The sequence below is a fragment of the Streptomyces sp. NPDC127098 genome (genome assembly GCF_042722465.1).
Taxonomy (GTDB): domain Bacteria; phylum Actinomycetota; class Actinomycetes; order Streptomycetales; family Streptomycetaceae; genus Streptomyces; species Streptomyces millisiae.
In genome coordinates this window covers 187,570-206,027 of the sequence record NZ_JBHXFJ010000003.1, presented here as the reverse complement: position 1 = coordinate 206,027, position 18,458 = coordinate 187,570, and the positions used below count along the sequence as shown (strand labels likewise).

The following is an 18,458-nucleotide window of genomic DNA, read 5'->3' as shown; positions in this document are numbered from 1 at the left end:
GCGGATACGGTCTGCCCATGCACCGAAGCCGCGTCTACGCCCTCCTCATCGACACCCCGGAACCGGAAGCCGCCGCCGCGACCGCCTTCTGGTCGGCGGCCCTCGGCGCCCCCGCCCAACGCGACCCCGACCAACCGCAGTTCACCGTGGTGCACGAGGCCATACCCGGCATCGTCACCGCGATCCAGGAGACCGGCGACGACTCGCCGCGCTTCCACATCGACATCGAGACCGACGACCTGGCGGCGGAGACGGAACGCCTACTGGCGCTGGGCGCGGAGCGCGTCACGACGTGGCTCGACTGCCAGGTGCTGCGCGCACCCGGCGGCCACCTGCTCTGCGTCCTGCCCGTGCACAGCGCTCCGGAGGTCTTCGAGGCCGGGGCCAACACGTGGCCCTGACGCGCGTTCTCGGGCGTGACTCACCATACGTACGTATCGTTGGACACGGCGGCTGCGCGCGATGGGCGCGCTGGGGAGGAGCGGCACGATGACCGTCGTCATGACCGACAGGATTCAGATGGCCGACACCGACGACATGAGCTTGGACAAGCTGTTCGAGTTGCTGGAGCGGATGGTCCCCGAAGGCTTCAGGGCCGAGATCGTCGGAGGGGGCATCTTCGTGTCGCCACAGCGGGACACCCACTGGGAAATCATCCGGAGGTTCATCTGGGCACTGGAGGACCGCTTCGGGCGGAAGAGCGTCAAGGTGAAGACGGATATGCGCATCGACTTCCCCGGGTACAAGAACGCCTTCTGCCCGGACGTGGTGAAGCTCTCGGCTGACGCGGAGAAGGACGAGCACGGCCACTGGCGCTACAAGGACGTGGAGTTCGTCGCCGAGGTCATCTCCCGGGCCACGGCCCAGAACGACTACGGCAAGAAGCGTGAGGTGTACGCCTCGGCCGGCGTCCCCGTGCATGTCATCGCCGACCCGTACACCCGCAAGTGTCTGGTCTCGACGGAGCCGGAGGGAGACAGGTACCGCGAGGAGGTCACAGTGAAGTTCGGTGATCCGATCGATCTCACGGGCACCGTCGTCGACATGGTCGTCCCAACCCACGACTTCCCCCACGACTGACCCGCGCCGGTTTGCCGGATCGGCAACGGCTCGGTGCCGCGTCATCCTCCCCGCCGCATGATTCCCGCAGGCGCGCCGGAGAGGGCCCGCGCGCCGTGCGTGTTCGGGAGGAACCATGTCGCAGACACCCGCCGCCGAGTTCCGGCACCGGTTCGTGGCGTCGCCCGTCGGGCGGACGCATCTGGTGGAGGTGGGCGACGGGCCGCTCGTGCTGCTGGTGCACGGGTTTCCTGAGTCCTGGTACTCGTGGCGCCACCAGCTGACCGCGCTGGCCGCCGCCGGGTACCGGGCGGTGGCGGTCGACGTCCGGGGGTACGGGCGGTCGTCCCGGCCGGCGGCGGTGGAGGCGTACCGGATGCTCGATCTGGTGGCGGACGCCGTGGCCGTCGTGCACGGACTCGGCGAGTCGGACGCGGTGGTCGTCGGGCACGACTGGGGTGCGAACATCGCCGCGACGTCCGCGCTGCTGCGGCCCGACGTGTTCCGCGCGGTCGGGATGCTCAGCGTGCCGTACGCGCCGCCCGGCGGACCGCGGCCGAGCGAGGTCTTCGCGGCCATGGGGGGCGACGAGGAGTTCTACGTCTCCTACTTCCAGCGGCCGGGGCGGGCCGAGGCGGAGATCGAGCCCGACGTGCGCGGCTGGCTCGCCGGCCTCTACGCCGCGCTGTCCGCCGACACCATGCCGGCGCCTGGCGCGCCCGACCCGCACTTCGTCGGCCGGGGCGGGCGGATGCGGGACCGGTTCCCGGCCGGTCCGCTGCCGGCCTGGCTCGGCGAGCACGACCTCGACGTCTTCGCCGGCGAGTTCGAGCGCACCGGGCTGAGCGGGGCGCTGGCCCGCTACCGGAACATGGACCGGGACTGGGAGGACCTGGCCGACCACGCGGGCGCGCCCGTCACCCAGCCCTCGCTGTTCGTCGGCGGTGGCCTGGACGCCTCCACGACGTGGATGGGCGAGGCGATCGCCGCCTTCCCGACCACCCTCCCGGGCCTGGTCGGCTCGCACGTCCTGGAGGGCTGCGGCCACTGGGTGCAGCAGGAGCGCCCGGCCGAGGTCAACCACCTGCTGGTGGACTGGCTGGACGCCCTGCCGGGCTGAGCGGCGCGTCGGTACAGTTCCGCGCATGGCCGATCACATCACGGTGTCGACGACGACGGACAGCAGGGCGGCCGCCGAGGCGCTGGCCCGCTCGGCGGTGGAGGCGCGGCTGGCGGCGTGCGCGCAGGTCGACGGGCCGATCACCAGCGTGTACCGGTGGGAGGGCGCGGTGCGGGCGGACCAGGAGTGGCGGGTGCTGTACAAGCTGCCGGCCACCGGCTACCCGGCGCTGGAGGCGCATGTCAGGGCCGCCCACACCTACGACGTGCCCGAGATCGTCGCGGCGGAGATCACGGCCGGCAGCGCCGCCTACCTGGCCTGGGTGGACGAGGAGACCATCACCCCAGGGTGAGCAGGACGACCGCGGCGGTGGCGCCGAACAGGCCGGTGGACTGGGTTCTGGTGGCCCGCTCGCCGAGCAGGACGAAGCCGAGGACGGTGGGGATCGCCGGGTAGAGGGAGGCCAGGACGACGGCGACGGCCAGCATCTGTCGTTGGGTCGCCCAGAGGTAGAGGATGAGGCCGCAGGCCGCGCCGGCCCCGATGAGGGCCGCCTGGGCCAGCGGCCGGGCCGGGATCCGGAAGTGGCGGGCGTGCCGCGCGGCGCTCGGCAGCAGGATCAGGACGGCGGCCACCCGGCCGGCGGCCACGGCCCACACGCCGCTCGCCGGGTCCGCCTGGGCCAGCCCGATGTACTGCACCGCGACCCCGAGGCTGGCGATCAGGCCGTCGACGGAGGCCCGCCCCTCGGGCCCGCGCGGCCCGCCGTCGCCGCCGGCGACCAGCCACAGCGCGGGCACGGTGAGGACGATGCCGAACCAGGCCAGCGGCGTCGGCCGGTCGCCGAGGAGGCAGACGCCGCACAGCACGGAGAGCGCGACGCCGGTGACGGCGCTCACCGGCACCACGACGCTCATGGCGCCGCGGCTGAGGCCCCGGTTGAGGAAGTGCATGGCGATGCCGCTGCCGACGCCGGAGAGCGCGCCCCAGGCCAGGTCGGCCGAGGAGACGGCGTCGGCGGGCACGAGCAGGGCGGCGAGCAGCGCGAGCGCGAGGCCGCCGAGCTGCCCGACGAAGGTGACGACGGCGAAGTGCACGCGGCGCGACAGCAGCCCGCCGGCGAAGTCGACGACGCCGTAGCAGACGGCGGAGGCCAGCGCGAGAACAGCACCCATTCGACGAGGCTGCCCGGAGTCGGCCGCGTCATGGCCCTCCGACACTCGGGCGGCGGGTGTCGGAGGGCCCGGGCCTCAGGGAGGGCTCAGGCCCTGTCCTAGGCGGAGAGGCCGGCCTTGAGGGCGGCGGCGACGCGGACGACGCGCTGCGCCTGGTGGCGGGCGGCGTCGCGGGTGGTGTCGTTGATCGGGTTGTTGCCCTGGGCGTCGACGTGCGAGGTGCCGTAGGGGTTGCCGTCGGCGAACTTGACGGCGTCGGTGTAGCCGGGCGAGACGATCAGGCCGCCGAAGTGGTGGATGGAGTTGTAGAGGGCGAGCAGGGTCGACTCCTGGCCGCCGTGCTGGGTGGCGGTGGTGACGAAGCCGCTGTAGACCTTGTCGGCCAGCCGGCCCTGGGCCCACAGGCCGCCGAGGGTGTCGAGGAACTGCTTGAGCTGGGAGGCGACGTTGCCGAAGCGGGTCGGGGTGCCGAAGACGACGGCGTCGGCCCACTCGACGTCGTCCGGGGTGGCCTCGGCTATGTCGGCGCTGGCGGCGGCGTGCGCGGCCCACGCCTCGTTGGCGGCGATGGCCTCGGCGGGGGCGAGCTCGGCGACCCGACGGACGCGCACCTCGGCGCCGGCCTTCTCGGCGGCGTCGGCGATCTCCCTGGCGATCTCGGCGCTGAAGCCGGTGGAGGAGTAGTAGATGACAGCGAGCTTGACCGGGGTGGACATGGCGTGGCTCCCGTGACTGGTGATGGGTCCGTCAACTTGTCGTTGAAGATTAAACCACGCACGGATGGCCCCGGGTCACCGGGTCACCGGGTCACCAGGTCACCGGCAGCTCGTGGACGCCGTAGACGGACCCGTCGTGCTTGAAGGGCAGCCGGTCCACGTCCGCCGCGAGCCGCAGGGTGGGGACGCGGCGGTAGAGCGTGCCGTAGACGACCTGGAGCTCCAGGCGCGCCAGCGGCTGCCCCAGGCACTGGTGGACGCCGAAGCCGAACGCCATGTGGCGGCGCGGGTTGCGTCGCACGTCGAGCCGGTCGGGCTCGGGGAAGGCGTCGGGGTCCCGGTTGCCGATGTCGTTGGGCAGGATGACGCCCTCGCCGGCGCGGATCACCCGGCCGGCGATCTCGATGTCGGCGAGCGCGCGCCGCCGCAGCCCGCTGTGGGTGATGTTGAGGAAGCGCAGCAGCTCCTCGACGGCCGAGGCGACCACCGCCGGGTCCTCGGCGTCCCGGACGAGGGCGAGCTGGTCGGGGTGCTGGAGGAGGAGCGCGGTGCCGAGCGCGATCATGTTGGCGGTCGTCTCGTGGCCCGCGACCAGCAGCAGCACGCCCATCTCGGCCGCCTCCGCGACCGAGAGCTCGCCCGCCCCGATCCGGCCGACGAGCCCGGACAGCAGGTCGTCAGCCGGGTCCCTGAGCTTCCTGGTCACGAGCTCGCGCAGGTAGTCGGTGAGCCTGGCGAGGGCGGCGGCGCGCTCCTCGGGGGTCGTGGTCCTGGTGATCAGGATCCTGCTGTTCTCCTGGAAGAAGGGGTGGTCCGCGTAGGGCACCCCCAGCAGCTCGCAGATCACCAGCGACGGCACCGGCAGCGCGAACGCCGCCACCAGGTCGGCCGGCCGGGGACCGGCGAGCAGCTCGTCGATCCGGTCGTCCACGATCCGCCGCACGGCGGGCCGTAGCGCCTCCACCCGGCGGACGGTGAAGGCACCGGTGACCATGCGGCGCAGCCGGGCGTGCTCGGGGTCGTCCTTGGTGATGAAGCTGAGCCCGCCCCCGGAGCTGGGGACGGTCTTCGGGAAGCCGGGGCTGGTCACGTCGGAGCTGAGGCGGGGGTCGGCCAGCAGCGCCCGCTGCTCGGCGTGGGTCGTCACCAGCCAGGGGGTGCTGCCGTCCCAGAGCCGGACGCGGGTCAGCGGGGCCGCCTCGCGGCTGGCCCGCAGGCCGGGCGGCGGGTCGAAGGGGCAGCCCGCGGCCCTCGCCATGGGGAACGGGGGGATCTCGGCCGTGTCCTCGGCCACGGGTTCGAGCGCGCTGGTCATGGTGGCGTCCTCGCCTCCTCTTCCTTCGGCCCCCGTGGTCCTGGTCGGACGGTCACGGCTCCACGTCGGAACCCTCCGCGACGGTGATGGCCGTGGCCGGGCAGACGCCGGCGGCCTCGCGGACCGCGGCGTGCAGCGGGGGCCCGGGGCGGGGTTCGAGCAGAAGCACGATCCCGTCCTCCTCGCGCTGGTCGAACACCTCGGGCGCCTGGAGCACGCACTGGCCCGAGCCGCAGCACCTGTCCGCGTCCACGCTCACCCGCACGGCGACCCTCTCCTCGACCCTCGACCCTCGACCCCTCGCTCCTCGCCGCTCGTCCCGGCGACGGCCCCTCCAGCGAATCGAGCGCCGCCCGGTCACGTCAAGCGAGCGCGTGGACACTGACCGATAGGGAACGCCCGAGGGCTGATTGCGATCCGTTTCGCGGCACGCACGGTGGGCAACTTCTCCGGCCGCCGAACTCTCACACCTCGCACCCGACCGATGGACGCAACGTGGTCGGGAGGGGGGTCCCGTGTGACCTCGGCGATGAGACGGCCGTCACGTCCGATGCGGGGTCGTAGGCGGGCGACACGTCCGGAGCGCCCGCAATGGCGCTCGACGAGCGGTTCGCCCGACTTCTGCACGGTTTGCCTTCGTAGGTCACACCTTTGCCTCCGAGCCCGAGCACTTTCCATGCTGGGCGACGTTGCCGCGCACCAGACCGGCAGCCGATCCCCATCCCGCTTCGAAAGGTTGTTCCATGCCCGCCATCACGACGACCGCCACCGCGACCGCGCTGCGCCGCCGCCCGGCGCGGGTGGCCTGCCTCGCGGCCGCCTCGGCGGCCGTGGCTGTCTCCCTGACGCTGCCGGCCCACGCCTCCGAGCGCCCGGCCGAGGCCACCGCCTCGACCCAGGAGGTCACCCAGCAGGTCAACGAGTCGACGACGAGGACCGCCGTCGAGAAGGCCACCGACAACAGCGACAAGCAGGCCGACAAGCAGGCCGAGGACCCGGGTCGCGGTGCCGAGTTCGACGACGACGGCAAGCTGATACCCATCGCGCACCACGAGCAGCCGGACCCGGTGCCCGCCAGCCGCGAGGACATCGACAAGTGGATCAAGGAAGCCCTGAAGGTCATGGACAAGAACGACATTCCGGGTAGCTATCAGGGCATCTACAGCAACCTGATGCGCGAGTCCTCCGGTGACCCGTACACGATCAACATGTGGGACACCAACGCCCACAAGAACATCCCGTCCAAGGGCCTGCTCCAGGTCATCGACCCGACCTTCGAGCAGTACCACGTGGACGGCACCAAGAAGGACATCTACGACCCGGTGGCCAACATCGTCGCGGCCTGCAACTACGCCGCCGACAAGTACGGCTCGATGGACAACGTGAACAGCGCCTACTGATCGGGGTCGCCACCGCCACCCCGTGACCCGACGCCCCGCCGGCCCCGCCGGCGGGGCGTCCGCGTGCGCGCACCCGCTTGACCTTGTCGCAGCGACAGGGGTTCCACTGGGGTCATGCGGATCGGAGAGCTCGCCGACCTCGTCGGCACCACCCCACGCGCCGTGCGCCACTACCACCGCGTCGGCCTGCTGCCCGAGCCCACGCGGCACCCCAACGGCTACCGCCACTACACGCTGCGCGACGCCATCACGCTCGCCCGCGTCCGGCGGCTGCGCGACCTGGGACTCAGCCTCGACGAGATCCGGGACGTGCTGGCCGAGGACGCCGGCAAGGACCTGGTCGAGGTGCTGACCGAGCTGGACGCCGACCTGGCACGCCAGGAGGCGGACATCCGGCGCCGGCGCGCCCACCTGGCGTGGCTGCTGCGGCAGGCCGAGGAGACCGGCGGGCTCGGCGCCGAGGCGCCGGTCTCGTTCGAGCTGACCGCGCTCTTCGAGGACATGGCCCGCGTCACCACGGGCCTCGAAGGGCCTGAGCCGGCCTGGGCCGCCAAGGAGCGGGCCCTGCTCGCGCTGCTGGAGACCGGCCCCCGGGGCGGCGGCCACCGCTGGCTCGACGGGCTGCTGGCCGCGCTGACCACCGACCCCGAGGCCGTCACCCGGGCCTACGCGGTCTACGCCATGTTCGACGAGCTCGTGGACGCGGCCGTGGACGACCCCCGGGTCGAGCTGACGGCCCGCGCCGTCGTCGACGGCCTGCCCCAGGAGGCACGCGAGGCGCTGGCCACCCCGGGCGCGCTGTCCCCGGAGAACACGGCCGGCGGCTTCGCCGACGCCTTCTTCGCCGAGTTCACGCCCGCGCAGGCCGCCGCGATCCACCGCGCCATGGAGCTGCTGCGGGAGCCGGCCCCATGACCGCCACCAGGGCCGCCCCGCGGCTCGCCCGCCACGAGCTGCTCCTGACCACCAGCACCCTGCGCTGGGCCACCCGGCGTAGGTTTTTGCCTCAAAGGCAAGCCGCCTTGCCCATTGGGTAAGGCTCTGGCTCAATCGGTGCCATGGACCCCGTTCCCCCGGGGGCGGCCGGTGAGCCGTCACTCGTCGCCGCGCGGCTGCGCGCGCTGCGCCGTCGCGCGGGGCTGACGCTCGAGGCGGCGGCCGGCCGCGTCGGGCTCTCCCCCGCGCACCTCTCCCGGCTGGAGACCGGGCGGCGCCAGCCCTCGCTGCCGGTGCTGCTCGGCCTGGCCAGGACCTACGGTACGACCGTCTCCGGGCTGCTCGGCGAGGCGGTGCCGGACCCGGACCCGGTGGTCAGGGCGGGCGACGCGGTGGCCCGCCGCTCGGGCGGCTGGACCTACTGGGAGGCCGGCGCCCCGGGCCGCGCGCTGCAGGCGCTGCGGGTGCGGGTACCGCACGGCGACGGCCAGGACGAGCTGGTCCGCGTGCACCCCGGCGAGGAGTGGCTGCACGTGCTGCGCGGCCGGCTGCGGCTGCGGCTCGGCGACGCCGAGCACCTGCTCGGCGAGGGCGACAGCGCCCACTTCGACTCCCTCACCCCGCACCGCCTCGGCGCCGTCACCGCCTCCGGGGTCGAGCTGCTCTTCGTCCACACCCTGCTGCGGAGCGCCGGCACCGAGCTGTGCCTGGGCGCCATCCGCCGCTGAGCCACGAAGGAGACCCCGTGACGCCCCGCTCCCCCGACCGCGAGGAACGGATCCCCAGAAGCCTGTGGATCCGCCTCCTCGCCTACGGCCTGGTCGGCCACCTCTTCGCCGCCTTCCTGATCTTCCTCTTCTCGCTCGGCGCCTGACCACGACGCGGACCCGAAACGGAGGTGACGGCGACGGCCGCCGGCGTCCATGCTGCTCGGATGGCCCGACTCCGCGACATCGTCATCGACTGCGCACATCCCGCGGCCACCGCCCGCTTCTGGGCCGCCGCCCTGGACGGCTACGCCGTCGCCCCGTACGACGAGGCGGAGCTCGCCCGGCTGCGCGCGGCGGGGATCGCCGGCCCCGAGGACGACCCGACCGTGCTCGTCGAGCCGCGCGATGCCGGCCCGCGCCTGTGGTGCCAGCTCGTGCCGGAGCCCAAGCGCGTCAAGAACCGCCTCCACCTGGACCTGCTCGCCGCCGACCCGGAGGCCGAGACGGCCCGGCTCGTCGCCCTCGGGGCCACCGTCCTGGCCCGCCACGCGGATCACCACGTGCTGGCCGACCCGGAGGGCAACGAGTTCTGCCTGTACCCGCTCCGCTACTGATCCCCCGGCGTGGTCGCGGCCCGCTCGGACTCGCTCCGCAGCACGCAGAACTCGTTGCCCTCGATGTCGGCGAGCACCACCCAGCCCGTGCCGTCCGGATTGCGGCGGTCGGCGACCAGCGTGGCGCCGAGGGCGAGCAGGCGCTCCGTCTCGGCCTCGCGGGTGGTGTCGGGGCGCAGGCACAGGTGGATCCGGTTCTTGACGGTCTTCGGCTCCGGCACCTGGTTGAAGTGGAGGATGGCCCCGGTCGGCAGCAGGACCTGCGTCTCCTCGTCGCCGGGACGGTCCTCCGGGTGCTGGGGAGCGCCCGTCACCTCGCTCCAGAAGCGGGCCAGCGCATAGGCGTCGGCGCAGTCGATCGCCACGTTCTCCACGAAAGATGCCATGCCGGTCAGCCTGCCTGACCGGCGGCGACGTCGCCACCGCTTTGCGCCGCGCCCGGCGGGGCACCAGAACTCCCGACGCCCGGGTGCTGTTCACCAGGGCGTCGACCGGACGTTCTCGGGAACCGGCGGCCCGCTAACCGACGCTTCCTAGGGTCCGGTCTGTTTTGCGCCGCTCACCGGACAAGGAGGCACTCCCCATGCCACGCGTCAGAACGATCCTGGTCGCCGCCGTCGCCATGGCCGCCACGGCCGTCGCCGGTCCCGCCCTCGCCGCGTCGCCCGGCGAGGTCCGGCCGGACGCCGGCGAGCTGCCGACGCACATCAACGGCGGCGCCTGGCCGACCAGTCACGTGCAGGGCGTCACCGTCGACACCGAAGGCGGCTTCGTCTACTGGTCGTTCACGCAGATGCTGGTGAAGACCGACCTGGCGGGCAACGTGATCGGCACGGTCGAGGGGCTCACCGGGCACCTCGGCGACATCGACCTCAACCCGGAGGACGGCCGGGTCTACGGCTCGCTCGAGTACAAGGCGGAGGAGGCGTTCTACATCGCCGTCTTCGACGTCGACGCCATCGACCGGGTCGGCATGAACGCGGAGACGGACGGCGTGATGACGGCCGTCCACCTGGAGGAGGTCGTCGACGACTTCACCGCCGACATGGACGGCGACGGCGTCTTCGACGGCGACACCGCGAACACGGCCGACCACCGCTACGGGTGCAGCGGCATCGACGGCGTCTCCTTCGGCCCGTCGTTCGGCTCGCGCGGCGACGACCGGGGCGACGACCGGGGCGGGCGGCAGCGGCTGATGGTCGCCTACGGGGTGTACGCGAACACCGGACGCACCGACAACGACCACCAGGTGATCCTGGAGTACGACGTGCGGAACTGGGCCCGCTACGAGCGGCCGCTCTCACAGAGCGACCCGCACCGCAGCGGCCCGCACCGCCCGAACGGCAAGTACTTCGTCCGCACCGGCAACACCACCTACGGGGTGCAGAACCTCCAGTACGACCCGTACACCGGGAACTGGATGATGGCGGTCTACACCGGCACCAAGGCGGAGTTCCCCAACTACTCCTTCTTCGTGGTCGACGGCGACGTGCCGCCGCGCCGCGGCGAGATAACCGGCCAACCGCAGCGCGAGCGCGGCCAGTTGCTCAGCCTGGTGCGCGACGGCCGACACGACCCGGCGACCGGCGTGTACGGCTGGGACTTCCACGGCAACTACGGCCTTGAGGCCCTGGGCGACGGCTACTACTACGCCGCCGAGGGCCGCGCGGTCACCGTGGACGGCCAGCGCCGGCAGCTCGGCGAGGTCTACCTCTACCGCTGGACCGGCGCCAACCCGACCCCCTTCGAGCGGGTCACGGACTGAGGGCGCCGGGCGGCACGACCGCGGGGGGTCAGTCCTCCAGGCCCCAGCTGTGGACCTTCCGGGGATGGATGCGGATCACCTCCGGGCTGAAGTGCGCCCCGAGGTCGTGCGGGCCGACGTGCAGCTCGGCGGTGCCCCGGATCTCGACGAACCGCACCTTCCAGGGGTCGACGCTGACCACGTCGTCGACGACGAGCGAGAGCCGTGGGTTGGCCTGGAGGTTGCGCCACTTCTTGGTGGCGCCCATGCGCAGGCCGCCGACGAGGATCGTGTCGTCGTCCTGGAGGAAGAAGCCGACCGGGTTGTTCTGGGGCTGGCCACCGGGGTCGACGGTGGCCAGCCTGGCCAGCCGCTGGGTGCCGAGGTACGCGCGCTGCGCGTCGGTGAAGTGTGTCATGTGCGCATCCTTTCCCCCGAGGTCGTCGCCGGTGGGCGACGCGCGCCCGGCCGGTCACCCGGCCGGGCGCCACGCGGGGGGGTCAGGCCGGGAACGGACGCGGTGGCACCAGCTCCGCGGTCACCCGCAGGCCGGGCACCCGGCGGTTGCTCACCACGGCCAGCTCGTAGTCGTGCCGGGTGCCGCGCTGCCACTGCCCGCCCGCGAGCGGCACGGTCGCGACGTTCGGCACCGGTCCCGCCGGCCAGTCCAGCGGCCCCGCGATGGTGTCGAGCCGCGCCCGGCCGATCGCCTCGGCCACCGCCGCCGGGTCCCGGGGATCCGCGGCGGTGGCCAGCGCGTGCGCGGCGACCTCGAACAGCGCGTAGGCCGGGCCGAGCGGCTGGAGCCACTGGCGCCCGGTGTCCCGCTCGTACGCCTCGGCCAACTCGGCGGCGGTCATGCCGTCGAGCGACGACCGGTAGGGGTGTTCCGGCGTCCAGTAGACGAGGGTCGCCACGTCCGCCTGGGCCGGCCAGGCACCGCCGCTGGTGACCGACGGCGGGTAGGCGAGCCACCGCGAGCAGGTGATCAGCCGGGGCTGGTGCCCGTGTTCGGCGGCGAGTTCACGGAAGTGCCCCAGGTCGCGGGCGGTCGCGGCGCTCGTCACGACCTCGGCGCCCGCCGCGGCGAACACCTTCACGTGCTCGGACAGGTCGTCCGCCGGCTCCTGGTAGCCGCCCGGGTCCACCAGACGGTGCCCGCGCGCGGCGGCGACCGGCGCGAAGCCGCGCGTCCGGTGCCGCGACCAGCCGCCCTGCGGCCCCGAGTTCCACAGGCAGCCCACCGACTGGCCGGGGCCGCCGGCCAGTTCCCACAGGTCGGCGAAGGTCTCCGCGATCGCGTCGAGACCCCAGCAGAAGTGGTACGTCCAGCGGAACGGCGTCCCGTCCTCGGCCCCCCGCCCGTAGTAGTAGACCTGCCAGGGGAAGGCGCTCGACACGCACGGCACCCCCGACTCCTCGCAGACGTCGGCGACCGCCGGCAGCACCTCGGTGCCGGCCAGGGTGAGGACCAGCACCGCCCCCTCGTCCCGCACCAGCTCCCGCACCGCCCGCCGGGCGCCCTCCGCCGACGACCGGCTGTCCCGGCTCACCAGCCGCAGCGCCCCGCCCAACCTCGGCGCGAGCCACGACATCGCGAACGCCAGCGGGTCCCCCAACGCCGCCAGCCGCCCGGACCGCGCCACCACGACCCCCACGGTCGCCACCGATCCCCGCATCCCGCACCGCCTCCCGCTCGCGCCGACCGACAGCCGGCTAACGGCGTGCCGCGGCCGGCGGGTGCGACGGCCCACCCGTGTGGGTGACCGGCCGCCCGGACAACGACGCTCACCGCTCGCCCTCGCTCGTCAACCGGCATGAGAACCAGACACACTTCGCGCCCAGACGGCGCGGCGCCGTCTCCCACCCGAACTGCGGGCACATCTCCCGCAGCAGCCACAAGCCCCGCCCCGACTCGGCGTTCCATGCCGGCTCTCCCATGACGGGTGGCACGGCTGAGCTGTCGAAGAGCTGGATGTAGACCTGCTCCCCAAGCCGAACGACTCGGAGGCGGCACCGCCGATCAGGAACGTGCTTGACCACGTTCGAGAGCAACTCCGAGATGCCGAACGCGGCCAGCTCGACGGCTCTCTGGTCCGCCCGCCAACTCTGGAGGACGTCCGCCACGACGTGACGCCAGATCGGGATCTCGTCGACCCGTGCGGTGAGTGACCAACTACGGGCGTCCTTGGGGGTTCGCTCAGTGACTCGCATAGGCATCTCCACGGCGATCGCACTCCGAGAGCTGGGGATGACGTACGGAGCCAACGACCAGTCACTTGCGGGCTCCCTCGCCGTTGAACAGCATGCCGTCATTGACGAGTTAGATGCAATCCCACCAAAGAATGCAATTGCATATCCGACTAGAAGTCCGTCGACGGATGGCACACTGGTGCGCATGACGACTGCAAGCCCGATGGTCCGGAAGCGCCGTCTGGGCCAGGAGCTCAAGCGGCTTCGCGAGACGGCCAACCTCAAGGGAGCCGAAGCGTCGAAGAGTCTGGGCTGGTCGGCCTCGAAGCTGTCTCGCATCGAAGCCGGCCGGTCCGCACCGACGCCGGCCGACGTGACCCGACTTCTTGACCTCTACGGCGTGGATGCCCCGGAGCGACGCGAGAAGCTGGAGAAGCTGACGCGTGAGGCTCGGAAGAAGGGATGGTGGCAGCTCTACAGCGACATCCCGTACTCCACCTACATCGGCTTGGAGGCAGAGGCCAAGGCGATCCTCACCTACGAGACCGTGGTGCCGGGTCTGTTTCAGACCAGCAGGTACGCCGAAGCGATCAACCGGGCCACCGGCCCCGGCCTCAGCGACGAGGCGCTGGAGCAGAGGCATGACGTGCGGATGCAACGTCAGCAGCTTCTTGAGCAAGCCCAGCCAGTGGAAGTCAGAGCCGTGCTCGACGAGTCGGCCCTCTGCCGCCAGGTCGGTGGGCGAGAGGTCATGCATGAGCAGCTCGCGCACCTGCTTGAACTGGCCGCTCGCCCGAACGTACTACTCCAAGTAATCCCCTTCACCCATGGCGCCCATCCGGGGACACTGGTAGGACCGTTCGTTATTCTGCGGTTCGCACATCCAGAAGATCCGGATGTCGTGTACGTCGAAGCCAACACCGACCCCTATGTCAGCGACTCGCAGCGTTACGAGGTGTTGTTCGACAACCTCCGAGCCAACGCCGTGAGCACCCCTCAGACGCTGGCAATGATCAAGAACAGGATGAAGGAGCTATGAACAGCGAAGGGGGCGTGGCCCTCGACCTCGCCCAGGCCGGATGGCGCAAGCCCCGAAGGAGCCAGGCCAACGGGAACTGCGTCGAGGTCGCTGACGGCTTCCTCGACATAGTCCCAGTGCGGGACAGCAAGAACCCGGACGCCGCACTCGTCCTGCCCGCGGAAACCTGGAACGCGTTCGTGGAACACCTCAAGGGCTACTAGGGCCCCCGAACATCCGCCTCGAACCCCAGGGGTTGCCACGGCCAACGGGTGGGCTTCCTCCAATAAGGCATGAGCGTGCGTCGCCTATTGGAGAACGAGAGGCGCGTCCCAGGCCGCGCCTCGTGGAGCGGGCAGCAGTCCATGGTGGTCTGCGAGGGCGAGGGCCGCACCAGCGGTGCCGGTGAGGTAGCCGGCGGCTCTCGACTCGGCAGTAAGGAGGAGTCCGGCCGTCCGCAGAGCGGCATGTTGGGCGAGTTCGGCGTGACCGGTCCGGTGGGCGGCCTGGAGGATGCCGGCGCTGCCGTGGCACAAACCTGGGCCGGTGATGTCCCAGGAGTCAGCGGAGCGGCGGGCAAGGACGTCCATCGCCGCCTGGGCGGTGTGGTGGAGTTCGTCGTCGTCGAGCGCTTGGGCGGCGTGGACGAGCGCGGTGGCGATGCCCGGGGTGCCGTAGCACCAGGCGTCGCGGCGCCCCAGTGATGTGGCCAGGCCAGCCATGTCGGGGACATGGCGGAGGGCTTCGCCGCTGATATTCGGCGGCCACGCGGGGCCGGACGTGGACCAGTGCAGGAGCCAGGCGGCTGCGGAGCGGATCGCCCTTCGCTGTCCGGGGACGGTGTGACCGGCGCGGGTGGCGAGGGAGAGCAGGGCGAGGGGGCCGGCGATGCCGTGGGCCATGCCGGTGGTGGCCGCTCCGGAGGCCGGGAGCGTGCCGGGGACGGGCAGTACGTGTTCTTCGGCGGGAAGCCACCAACCGGGCAGGTCAGCGGGGGTGTTGATCATCTCGGTGAGGGTGGTGAGCGCGGCGTCCAGTCCTTGCTGGGCGGCGCTGTCATGGGTGCGGATGGCGGTCAGGAGGATGCGGCCGATGCCGGCGAGGCCCTTGATGACGTCGTAGACACCCCATGGCGTTCCGAGGTGCCCGGCAGCACGGCGGCGTTGTTGGTGGCGCGCCAGCCCCTGGGCGCGGGCGGCAAGCCACGCGGTGGCGTGGTCGAGAGCTGCTCGTCGGGTGGGTGCGGAGGGAAGGTAGGCGCTGCCGATGATCAGCGAGGCGGCGAGTGCTCCGGGGCCGCGGTAGATGCCGTCGGGTGGTGAGTTGGTCAGCAGTGGGGCTGCGGCCTCCCAGTGACGCTCGGCCGCGCGGGCGAGGGTGTGGTCGGTTGTGGAGAGGGTGGCGAGCAGCAGGGCGGTGCCGGGCAGGCCGTCGTTCAGGGTTCCCGCGACCGATCGGGAGAGGTGGGCGGCGTATTGGGTGGGATCGATGGTGGCCCGGATGGCCTGTTCGATGGCCACGGTGGGGTCAGCCACGGGTGTGCAGCAGGTCGGTGGCCAGGGAGCGGGCGATGCGTTCGTGGTCGGCGCGCATGCCGAGGAGCCGGTTGGCGTGCAGGTGGATCACATCCGACGCGCACAGTCGGGCGATGTCCGGGGTGAAGAGCGTCGCGCGGTAGTTGGTCAGTGCCTGGTGGCGGGCGTCCCAGGTTGCGGCGAGACCAGGTGGGAGGGCGTAGGAGCGGGCTGCGGGGCGCAGTTGGTCTCGGATGCGGCGTTCTGCCGGCGGGAGAGGGGCGGGGCGGGCGGCATCGGGGGCGTCGAGGGCTTGGGCGATGGTCGCCACCGAGTGAGCGGCGATGATCAGCCGTTCGGCTTCCGGTGGCGGCCCGTGGCGGAGGGTGGTCAGGACGAGGGCGCTGTCGGCGGCGAAAACCTCTTCGGCTACGGCGATCGCACGAGGGCCGCCGTAGCGCTGCGTTTCGCGGACGTACGGCTCGAAGCGGAGAGTTCCGTTGCTCAGCCGCTGCTGCGCGAGATCGGCCGTCCACGCTGCGAGGTGACGGGATGTGCGGGCGCGGGCTTCCGGGTTGTCGGTGTGGTAGCGCAGGCGTAGGTGTGAACCCAGGTCGGGAGTGTCGTAGCGCAGCCAGAACATCCGCACGCCCTCCGACGTATCGGGGAGGCTGGCCAGGGCCGCGTCCTGGTGGCGGGCGGGGATGGCGATGGCGGCCGACAACCATGCGCTGTGCCCGGGAGTCTCGGAGTCCTTGGCGAGCCTCCGGGCTGCGGCGCGCGGCTCGACGGATGGGGCGGGCAGGGTGGTGAGGCGGTGCAGCGGGATGACGAGTTCCAGGGGGTGGCGGCCCTGGGGACCCTGCACGGCTAGGTCCTGCGGGCCGTATCCGATGGCTTCGGTCAGCGCCCGGGTACCGCGCACCACGCTGCGCCGCAGGATCTCAGCCTGGACCGGGTCGCGCGGATTAAGGGGCAGGTGCCGGTCGGACTCCTGGGCCACGACGAGCTGAGGCAGCGGCGGGCAGGTTTCGGCCAGCCACCGGGTGAGCCGCCTCTGCCAGGTGGCTCTCCGGCTGGCGGCTGCCGTGAGTTCGTCGGGAAGGAGCCAGCGCTGCGGGGCGAGCACCGTCGTGCGGTAGGTGACGCGTGGGGTGTAGGGCATGGCGTCGCCCGAGCCCCAGGACCAGGTGTGCCAGGGGCGTTCGTCGGCATGGCCGAGCAGGTGAAGCAGCCGGGCTGCGGGCGGCAGAAGGTCACGGCTGATGCGACTGAACAGTACCGGCACCACTGGCTTGTTCAGGGCGTGCGACCACAGGATCAGGCGCCGGCCGCTGAACCTGATCGCCAGGTCGCGCGGGAGCAGGTCGCCTTCCCGCGGCGGTGTGCCGATCGGAATGCGATAGGGAGCGAAACGGGTCTCGACAGCGAGGGTGGCGGCCCGGTGGGTCAGGGGCCGACACACGATTTCCGCGACCACCGCCTCGTCGTGGTCCTTGCCGGAGGGGGCGAGCTCGGGGAGCCACCGGGCGAACCGGCCGGCGGCCGAGCCTGCTTCCTGAGCAGCGTGCTGGCCGATCATCAGCTGGAAGGAGCCGTCACGGCACGGTAGGACGCGCACGTGGATCTCGGCGGTACGGGGCGGCAGGCCACCCCTGGTTTGCAACCGGTCGATGTCGGCGTCGGCCAGTTCCACCTCGGTGCGGTCATGGGCCAGGGCCTCTCCCAGCAGCGAGGCGAGCAGTCGTGTGCGACGCTCATCAAGCTCGGCGGTGGCGGCGATGGCGTCCCCCCGCCCAGGAGGGCCGATGCCGACGGCCGGGTCAGTCGCCTCCAGTAGCGGCACGAGACGGTGCCGGCCGTAGACGTCGGCGAACTTCCCGGTCCACGCGTGCAGAGGGCCGGTGCGGTGGCTGATCCGCCACAGAACCGTCGCGGCGGCAGCAGCCTCCTCACCCACGCGCGTGGGCAGCCTCAACTCGGCGTCGATGAGGGTGTCGACGACGAGCGGGCGCTCCACAGGGTGGAGACCGTCGGCCAGCTCGCGCGCCGAACGCAGCAGCTTCAGCCGAGATGCGACGCCCGGCGGCAGATGATCGGCCGCACATAGCGACTGTCGTAGCCGCACCAGCGCCGCACGTTCCGGTACCTCCTCGGGCAGGCGGTCCACGAGATGCCCAAGCGGGTCATCGCGAAGGTCCTCGGGCAGCAGGTCGGTCAGCAGGATGCCGGTACGCACCATCTCCGCCACAGCGCCCCGCGCGGCCTCGACGCTGGCGCCGGGGTAGCGCTCAAGGACGGCGGCGAGAACGTCACTGCCACGGGCGCCGCCGACGCACAGGTGGATCAGCCAGTCCGACAACTCGCCGGCGCGGACACTACCGAGCTGCCCGACCTTAGGGCCAGGGTGTTCGGCCTCGAACCGGTCGCCGCGGCGCACCACCAGGTTGCTCGCCGTCAGCATCACCGCCTCCACCACGCCCGGTTCACCGATCAGGCGGTCCCCGAGGCTCCACAGGAACTGTGGGGCGGGATGGGTGACCGCGCGGTGGGCCTCGCCCAACCCAAGCCGGCCCGGCTCTTCGCCCTCGATCCGGGCCGCGGCCACGCCGCACCACACGCTGTGCGGCACGGTGCGCGAACGGGCCCGGATCGCGTACGCGGCGCGCGACGCCGCTGCCTTCGGCCCGTCACTGACCGTCTCATCCAAGGCGCGGGACGCCAGAAAGATGCCCTCGGCCGCCACACCGTCGGCCTCATCCTGCCGCGCGGGGTGGAAGGGCAGAAGTGGGACGCGGGCCAGTGCCATCGGCCCAGGGGCGAAGAGCAGGCGGCCCGCCATGCGATGTCCCTCCCTGTCACCGGTATCCCACGAGAAGCCGGCTGCCCGACAACGCCCTGCCTTCCTGGCCCGCGCGCCGCCCGACGAGGACCAGCGGCGCTG

At 72.2% G+C, this 18,458-nt stretch carries 22 protein-coding genes; 12 read left to right on the top strand and 10 right to left on the bottom strand.

Translation table 11 applies throughout. The features are described 5' to 3' along the window. Window positions 1-17 precede the first annotated feature (17 nt). The 4 genes from ACFWI8_RS03820 to cutA all read left to right on the top strand — a co-directional run bounded on the left by ACFWI8_RS03820 (window position 18) and on the right by cutA (window position 2,531). Window positions 18-401, top strand: a complete 384-nt coding sequence (locus tag ACFWI8_RS03820) for a VOC family protein (RefSeq protein ID WP_387085179.1) — start codon at window positions 18-20, stop codon at window positions 399-401. Window positions 402-489: 88 nt separating this feature from the next. Continuing rightward, the gene (locus ACFWI8_RS03815; RefSeq protein WP_387085177.1) at window positions 490-1,080 is read left to right on the top strand and encodes a Uma2 family endonuclease; all 591 of its coding nucleotides are present in this window, start codon (window positions 490-492) and stop codon (window positions 1,078-1,080) included. A 115-nt stretch (window positions 1,081-1,195) separates the two neighbouring features. Continuing rightward, window positions 1,196-2,179, top strand: a complete 984-nt coding sequence (locus ACFWI8_RS03810; RefSeq protein WP_387085175.1) for an alpha/beta fold hydrolase — start codon at window positions 1,196-1,198, stop codon at window positions 2,177-2,179. 25 nt (window positions 2,180-2,204) lie between these two features. Next, complete coding sequence (gene cutA, locus ACFWI8_RS03805; protein WP_387085173.1) at window positions 2,205-2,531, top strand: divalent-cation tolerance protein CutA; 327 nt, start codon at window positions 2,205-2,207, stop codon at window positions 2,529-2,531. Here cutA and ACFWI8_RS03800 read toward each other — a convergent pair. The 4 genes from ACFWI8_RS03800 to ACFWI8_RS03785 all read right to left on the bottom strand — a co-directional run bounded on the left by ACFWI8_RS03800 (window position 2,518) and on the right by ACFWI8_RS03785 (window position 5,650). Further along, the gene (locus tag ACFWI8_RS03800) at window positions 2,518-3,354 is read right to left on the bottom strand and encodes an EamA family transporter (RefSeq protein WP_387085171.1); all 837 of its coding nucleotides are present in this window, start codon (window positions 3,352-3,354) and stop codon (window positions 2,518-2,520) included. The two genes, cutA and ACFWI8_RS03800, sit on opposite strands and share 14 nt — an antisense overlap. Window positions 3,355-3,452: 98 nt before the next feature. Then, the gene (gene wrbA, locus ACFWI8_RS03795; protein WP_311603732.1) at window positions 3,453-4,070 is read right to left on the bottom strand and encodes an NAD(P)H:quinone oxidoreductase; all 618 of its coding nucleotides are present in this window, start codon (window positions 4,068-4,070) and stop codon (window positions 3,453-3,455) included. A 91-nt stretch (window positions 4,071-4,161) separates the two neighbouring features. Beyond that, complete coding sequence (locus ACFWI8_RS03790; RefSeq protein WP_387085168.1) at window positions 4,162-5,385, bottom strand: cytochrome P450; 1,224 nt, start codon at window positions 5,383-5,385, stop codon at window positions 4,162-4,164. Window positions 5,386-5,437: 52 nt separating this feature from the next. After that, the gene (locus ACFWI8_RS03785; RefSeq protein ID WP_387085166.1) at window positions 5,438-5,650 is read right to left on the bottom strand and encodes a ferredoxin; all 213 of its coding nucleotides are present in this window, start codon (window positions 5,648-5,650) and stop codon (window positions 5,438-5,440) included. Window positions 5,651-6,128: 478 nt separating this feature from the next. Between ACFWI8_RS03785 and ACFWI8_RS03780 the strand changes: the two genes are divergently transcribed. The 5 genes from ACFWI8_RS03780 (at window position 6,129) to ACFWI8_RS03760 (ending at window position 9,045) form a co-directional block, all read left to right on the top strand. After that, window positions 6,129-6,785, top strand: coding sequence for a transglycosylase SLT domain-containing protein (locus ACFWI8_RS03780; protein WP_387085164.1), 657 nt, complete (start codon window positions 6,129-6,131; stop codon window positions 6,783-6,785). A gap of 114 nt (window positions 6,786-6,899) precedes the next feature. After that, window positions 6,900-7,700, top strand: a complete 801-nt coding sequence (locus tag ACFWI8_RS03775) for a MerR family transcriptional regulator (RefSeq protein WP_387085162.1) — start codon at window positions 6,900-6,902, stop codon at window positions 7,698-7,700. 143 nt (window positions 7,701-7,843) lie between these two features. After that, entirely contained in the window at window positions 7,844-8,449 is a 606-nt protein-coding gene (locus ACFWI8_RS03770; protein WP_387085160.1) for a helix-turn-helix domain-containing protein, read from the top strand. Between the two features lie 17 nt (window positions 8,450-8,466). Next, window positions 8,467-8,595, top strand: a complete 129-nt coding sequence (locus ACFWI8_RS03765) for a DUF6126 family protein (protein ID WP_311603743.1) — start codon at window positions 8,467-8,469, stop codon at window positions 8,593-8,595. Window positions 8,596-8,655: 60 nt separating this feature from the next. After that, window positions 8,656-9,045, top strand: coding sequence for a VOC family protein (locus tag ACFWI8_RS03760; RefSeq protein ID WP_387085157.1), 390 nt, complete (start codon window positions 8,656-8,658; stop codon window positions 9,043-9,045). On the opposite strand, the gene ACFWI8_RS03755 is transcribed toward ACFWI8_RS03760, so the two are convergent. Continuing rightward, on the bottom strand, window positions 9,039-9,431 hold the full coding sequence (locus ACFWI8_RS03755; RefSeq protein ID WP_387085155.1) for a VOC family protein: 393 nt from the start codon (window positions 9,429-9,431) through the stop codon (window positions 9,039-9,041). The genes ACFWI8_RS03760 and ACFWI8_RS03755 overlap by 7 nt on opposite strands. Window positions 9,432-9,628: 197 nt before the next feature. On the opposite strand from ACFWI8_RS03755, the gene ACFWI8_RS03750 reads away from it, so the two are divergent. Beyond that, window positions 9,629-10,810 carry a hypothetical protein gene (locus ACFWI8_RS03750; RefSeq protein ID WP_387085153.1) on the top strand — a complete coding sequence of 394 codons (1,182 nt, stop codon included), beginning with the start codon at window positions 9,629-9,631 and terminating at the stop codon, window positions 10,808-10,810. Window positions 10,811-10,838: 28 nt separating this feature from the next. Here the strand turns inward: ACFWI8_RS03750 and ACFWI8_RS03745 are convergent, their stop codons facing one another. From ACFWI8_RS03745 to ACFWI8_RS03735, 3 genes are all read right to left on the bottom strand, one after another. Then, window positions 10,839-11,207 (bottom strand): PPOX class F420-dependent oxidoreductase, encoded by a 369-nt coding sequence (locus ACFWI8_RS03745; protein ID WP_387085151.1) that lies wholly within the window; start codon window positions 11,205-11,207, stop codon window positions 10,839-10,841. An 82-nt stretch (window positions 11,208-11,289) separates the two neighbouring features. After that, complete coding sequence (locus ACFWI8_RS03740; protein ID WP_387085149.1) at window positions 11,290-12,456, bottom strand: ABC transporter substrate-binding protein; 1,167 nt, start codon at window positions 12,454-12,456, stop codon at window positions 11,290-11,292. Window positions 12,457-12,577: 121 nt separating this feature from the next. Then, entirely contained in the window at window positions 12,578-13,003 is a 426-nt protein-coding gene (locus tag ACFWI8_RS03735) for an ATP-binding protein (protein WP_387085147.1), read from the bottom strand. 184 nt (window positions 13,004-13,187) lie between these two features. Between ACFWI8_RS03735 and ACFWI8_RS03730 the strand changes: the two genes are divergently transcribed. Together ACFWI8_RS03730 and ACFWI8_RS03725 are read left to right on the top strand one after the other, a co-directional pair. Next, entirely contained in the window at window positions 13,188-14,021 is an 834-nt protein-coding gene (locus ACFWI8_RS03730; protein ID WP_387085145.1) for a helix-turn-helix domain-containing protein, read from the top strand. Beyond that, on the top strand, window positions 14,018-14,224 hold the full coding sequence (locus ACFWI8_RS03725; RefSeq protein WP_387085143.1) for a DUF397 domain-containing protein: 207 nt from the start codon (window positions 14,018-14,020) through the stop codon (window positions 14,222-14,224). Before ACFWI8_RS03730 ends, ACFWI8_RS03725 begins: the two co-directional genes overlap by 4 nt. Before the next feature lie 84 nt (window positions 14,225-14,308). Here ACFWI8_RS03725 and ACFWI8_RS03720 read toward each other — a convergent pair whose 3' ends face one another. Next, the gene (locus ACFWI8_RS03720; protein ID WP_387085141.1) at window positions 14,309-15,535 is read right to left on the bottom strand and encodes a lanthionine synthetase C family protein; all 1,227 of its coding nucleotides are present in this window, start codon (window positions 15,533-15,535) and stop codon (window positions 14,309-14,311) included. Continuing rightward, on the bottom strand, window positions 15,528-18,356 hold the full coding sequence (locus tag ACFWI8_RS03715; RefSeq protein WP_387085139.1) for a lantibiotic dehydratase: 2,829 nt from the start codon (window positions 18,354-18,356) through the stop codon (window positions 15,528-15,530). The genes ACFWI8_RS03720 and ACFWI8_RS03715 overlap by 8 nt, the downstream gene beginning before the upstream one ends. Window positions 18,357-18,458: the final 102 nt, after the last annotated feature.

What these genes read in the sequence shown, in the direction of transcription:
- ACFWI8_RS03820 (WP_387085179.1), top strand. Translation starts at nt 18, where the DNA reads ATGCACCGAAGCCGCGTCTACGCCCTCCTCATCGACACCCCGGAACCG.
- ACFWI8_RS03815 (WP_387085177.1), top strand. Translation starts at nt 490, where the DNA reads ATGACCGTCGTCATGACCGACAGGATTCAGATGGCCGACACCGACGAC.
- ACFWI8_RS03810 (WP_387085175.1), top strand. Translation starts at nt 1,196, where the DNA reads ATGTCGCAGACACCCGCCGCCGAGTTCCGGCACCGGTTCGTGGCGTCG.
- cutA (WP_387085173.1), top strand. Translation starts at nt 2,205, where the DNA reads ATGGCCGATCACATCACGGTGTCGACGACGACGGACAGCAGGGCGGCC.
- ACFWI8_RS03800 (WP_387085171.1), bottom strand. Translation starts at nt 3,354, where the DNA reads ATGGGTGCTGTTCTCGCGCTGGCCTCCGCCGTCTGCTACGGCGTCGTC.
- wrbA (WP_311603732.1), bottom strand. Translation starts at nt 4,070, where the DNA reads ATGTCCACCCCGGTCAAGCTCGCTGTCATCTACTACTCCTCCACCGGC.
- ACFWI8_RS03790 (WP_387085168.1), bottom strand. Translation starts at nt 5,385, where the DNA reads ATGACCAGCGCGCTCGAACCCGTGGCCGAGGACACGGCCGAGATCCCC.
- ACFWI8_RS03780 (WP_387085164.1), top strand. Translation starts at nt 6,129, where the DNA reads ATGCCCGCCATCACGACGACCGCCACCGCGACCGCGCTGCGCCGCCGC.
- ACFWI8_RS03775 (WP_387085162.1), top strand. Translation starts at nt 6,900, where the DNA reads ATGCGGATCGGAGAGCTCGCCGACCTCGTCGGCACCACCCCACGCGCC.
- ACFWI8_RS03770 (WP_387085160.1), top strand. Translation starts at nt 7,844, where the DNA reads ATGGACCCCGTTCCCCCGGGGGCGGCCGGTGAGCCGTCACTCGTCGCC.
- ACFWI8_RS03760 (WP_387085157.1), top strand. Translation starts at nt 8,656, where the DNA reads ATGGCCCGACTCCGCGACATCGTCATCGACTGCGCACATCCCGCGGCC.
- ACFWI8_RS03755 (WP_387085155.1), bottom strand. Translation starts at nt 9,431, where the DNA reads ATGGCATCTTTCGTGGAGAACGTGGCGATCGACTGCGCCGACGCCTAT.
- ACFWI8_RS03750 (WP_387085153.1), top strand. Translation starts at nt 9,629, where the DNA reads ATGCCACGCGTCAGAACGATCCTGGTCGCCGCCGTCGCCATGGCCGCC.
- ACFWI8_RS03745 (WP_387085151.1), bottom strand. Translation starts at nt 11,207, where the DNA reads ATGACACACTTCACCGACGCGCAGCGCGCGTACCTCGGCACCCAGCGG.
- ACFWI8_RS03735 (WP_387085147.1), bottom strand. Translation starts at nt 13,003, where the DNA reads ATGCGAGTCACTGAGCGAACCCCCAAGGACGCCCGTAGTTGGTCACTC.
- ACFWI8_RS03730 (WP_387085145.1), top strand. Translation starts at nt 13,188, where the DNA reads ATGACGACTGCAAGCCCGATGGTCCGGAAGCGCCGTCTGGGCCAGGAG.
- ACFWI8_RS03725 (WP_387085143.1), top strand. Translation starts at nt 14,018, where the DNA reads ATGAACAGCGAAGGGGGCGTGGCCCTCGACCTCGCCCAGGCCGGATGG.
- ACFWI8_RS03715 (WP_387085139.1), bottom strand. Translation starts at nt 18,356, where the DNA reads ATGGCGGGCCGCCTGCTCTTCGCCCCTGGGCCGATGGCACTGGCCCGC.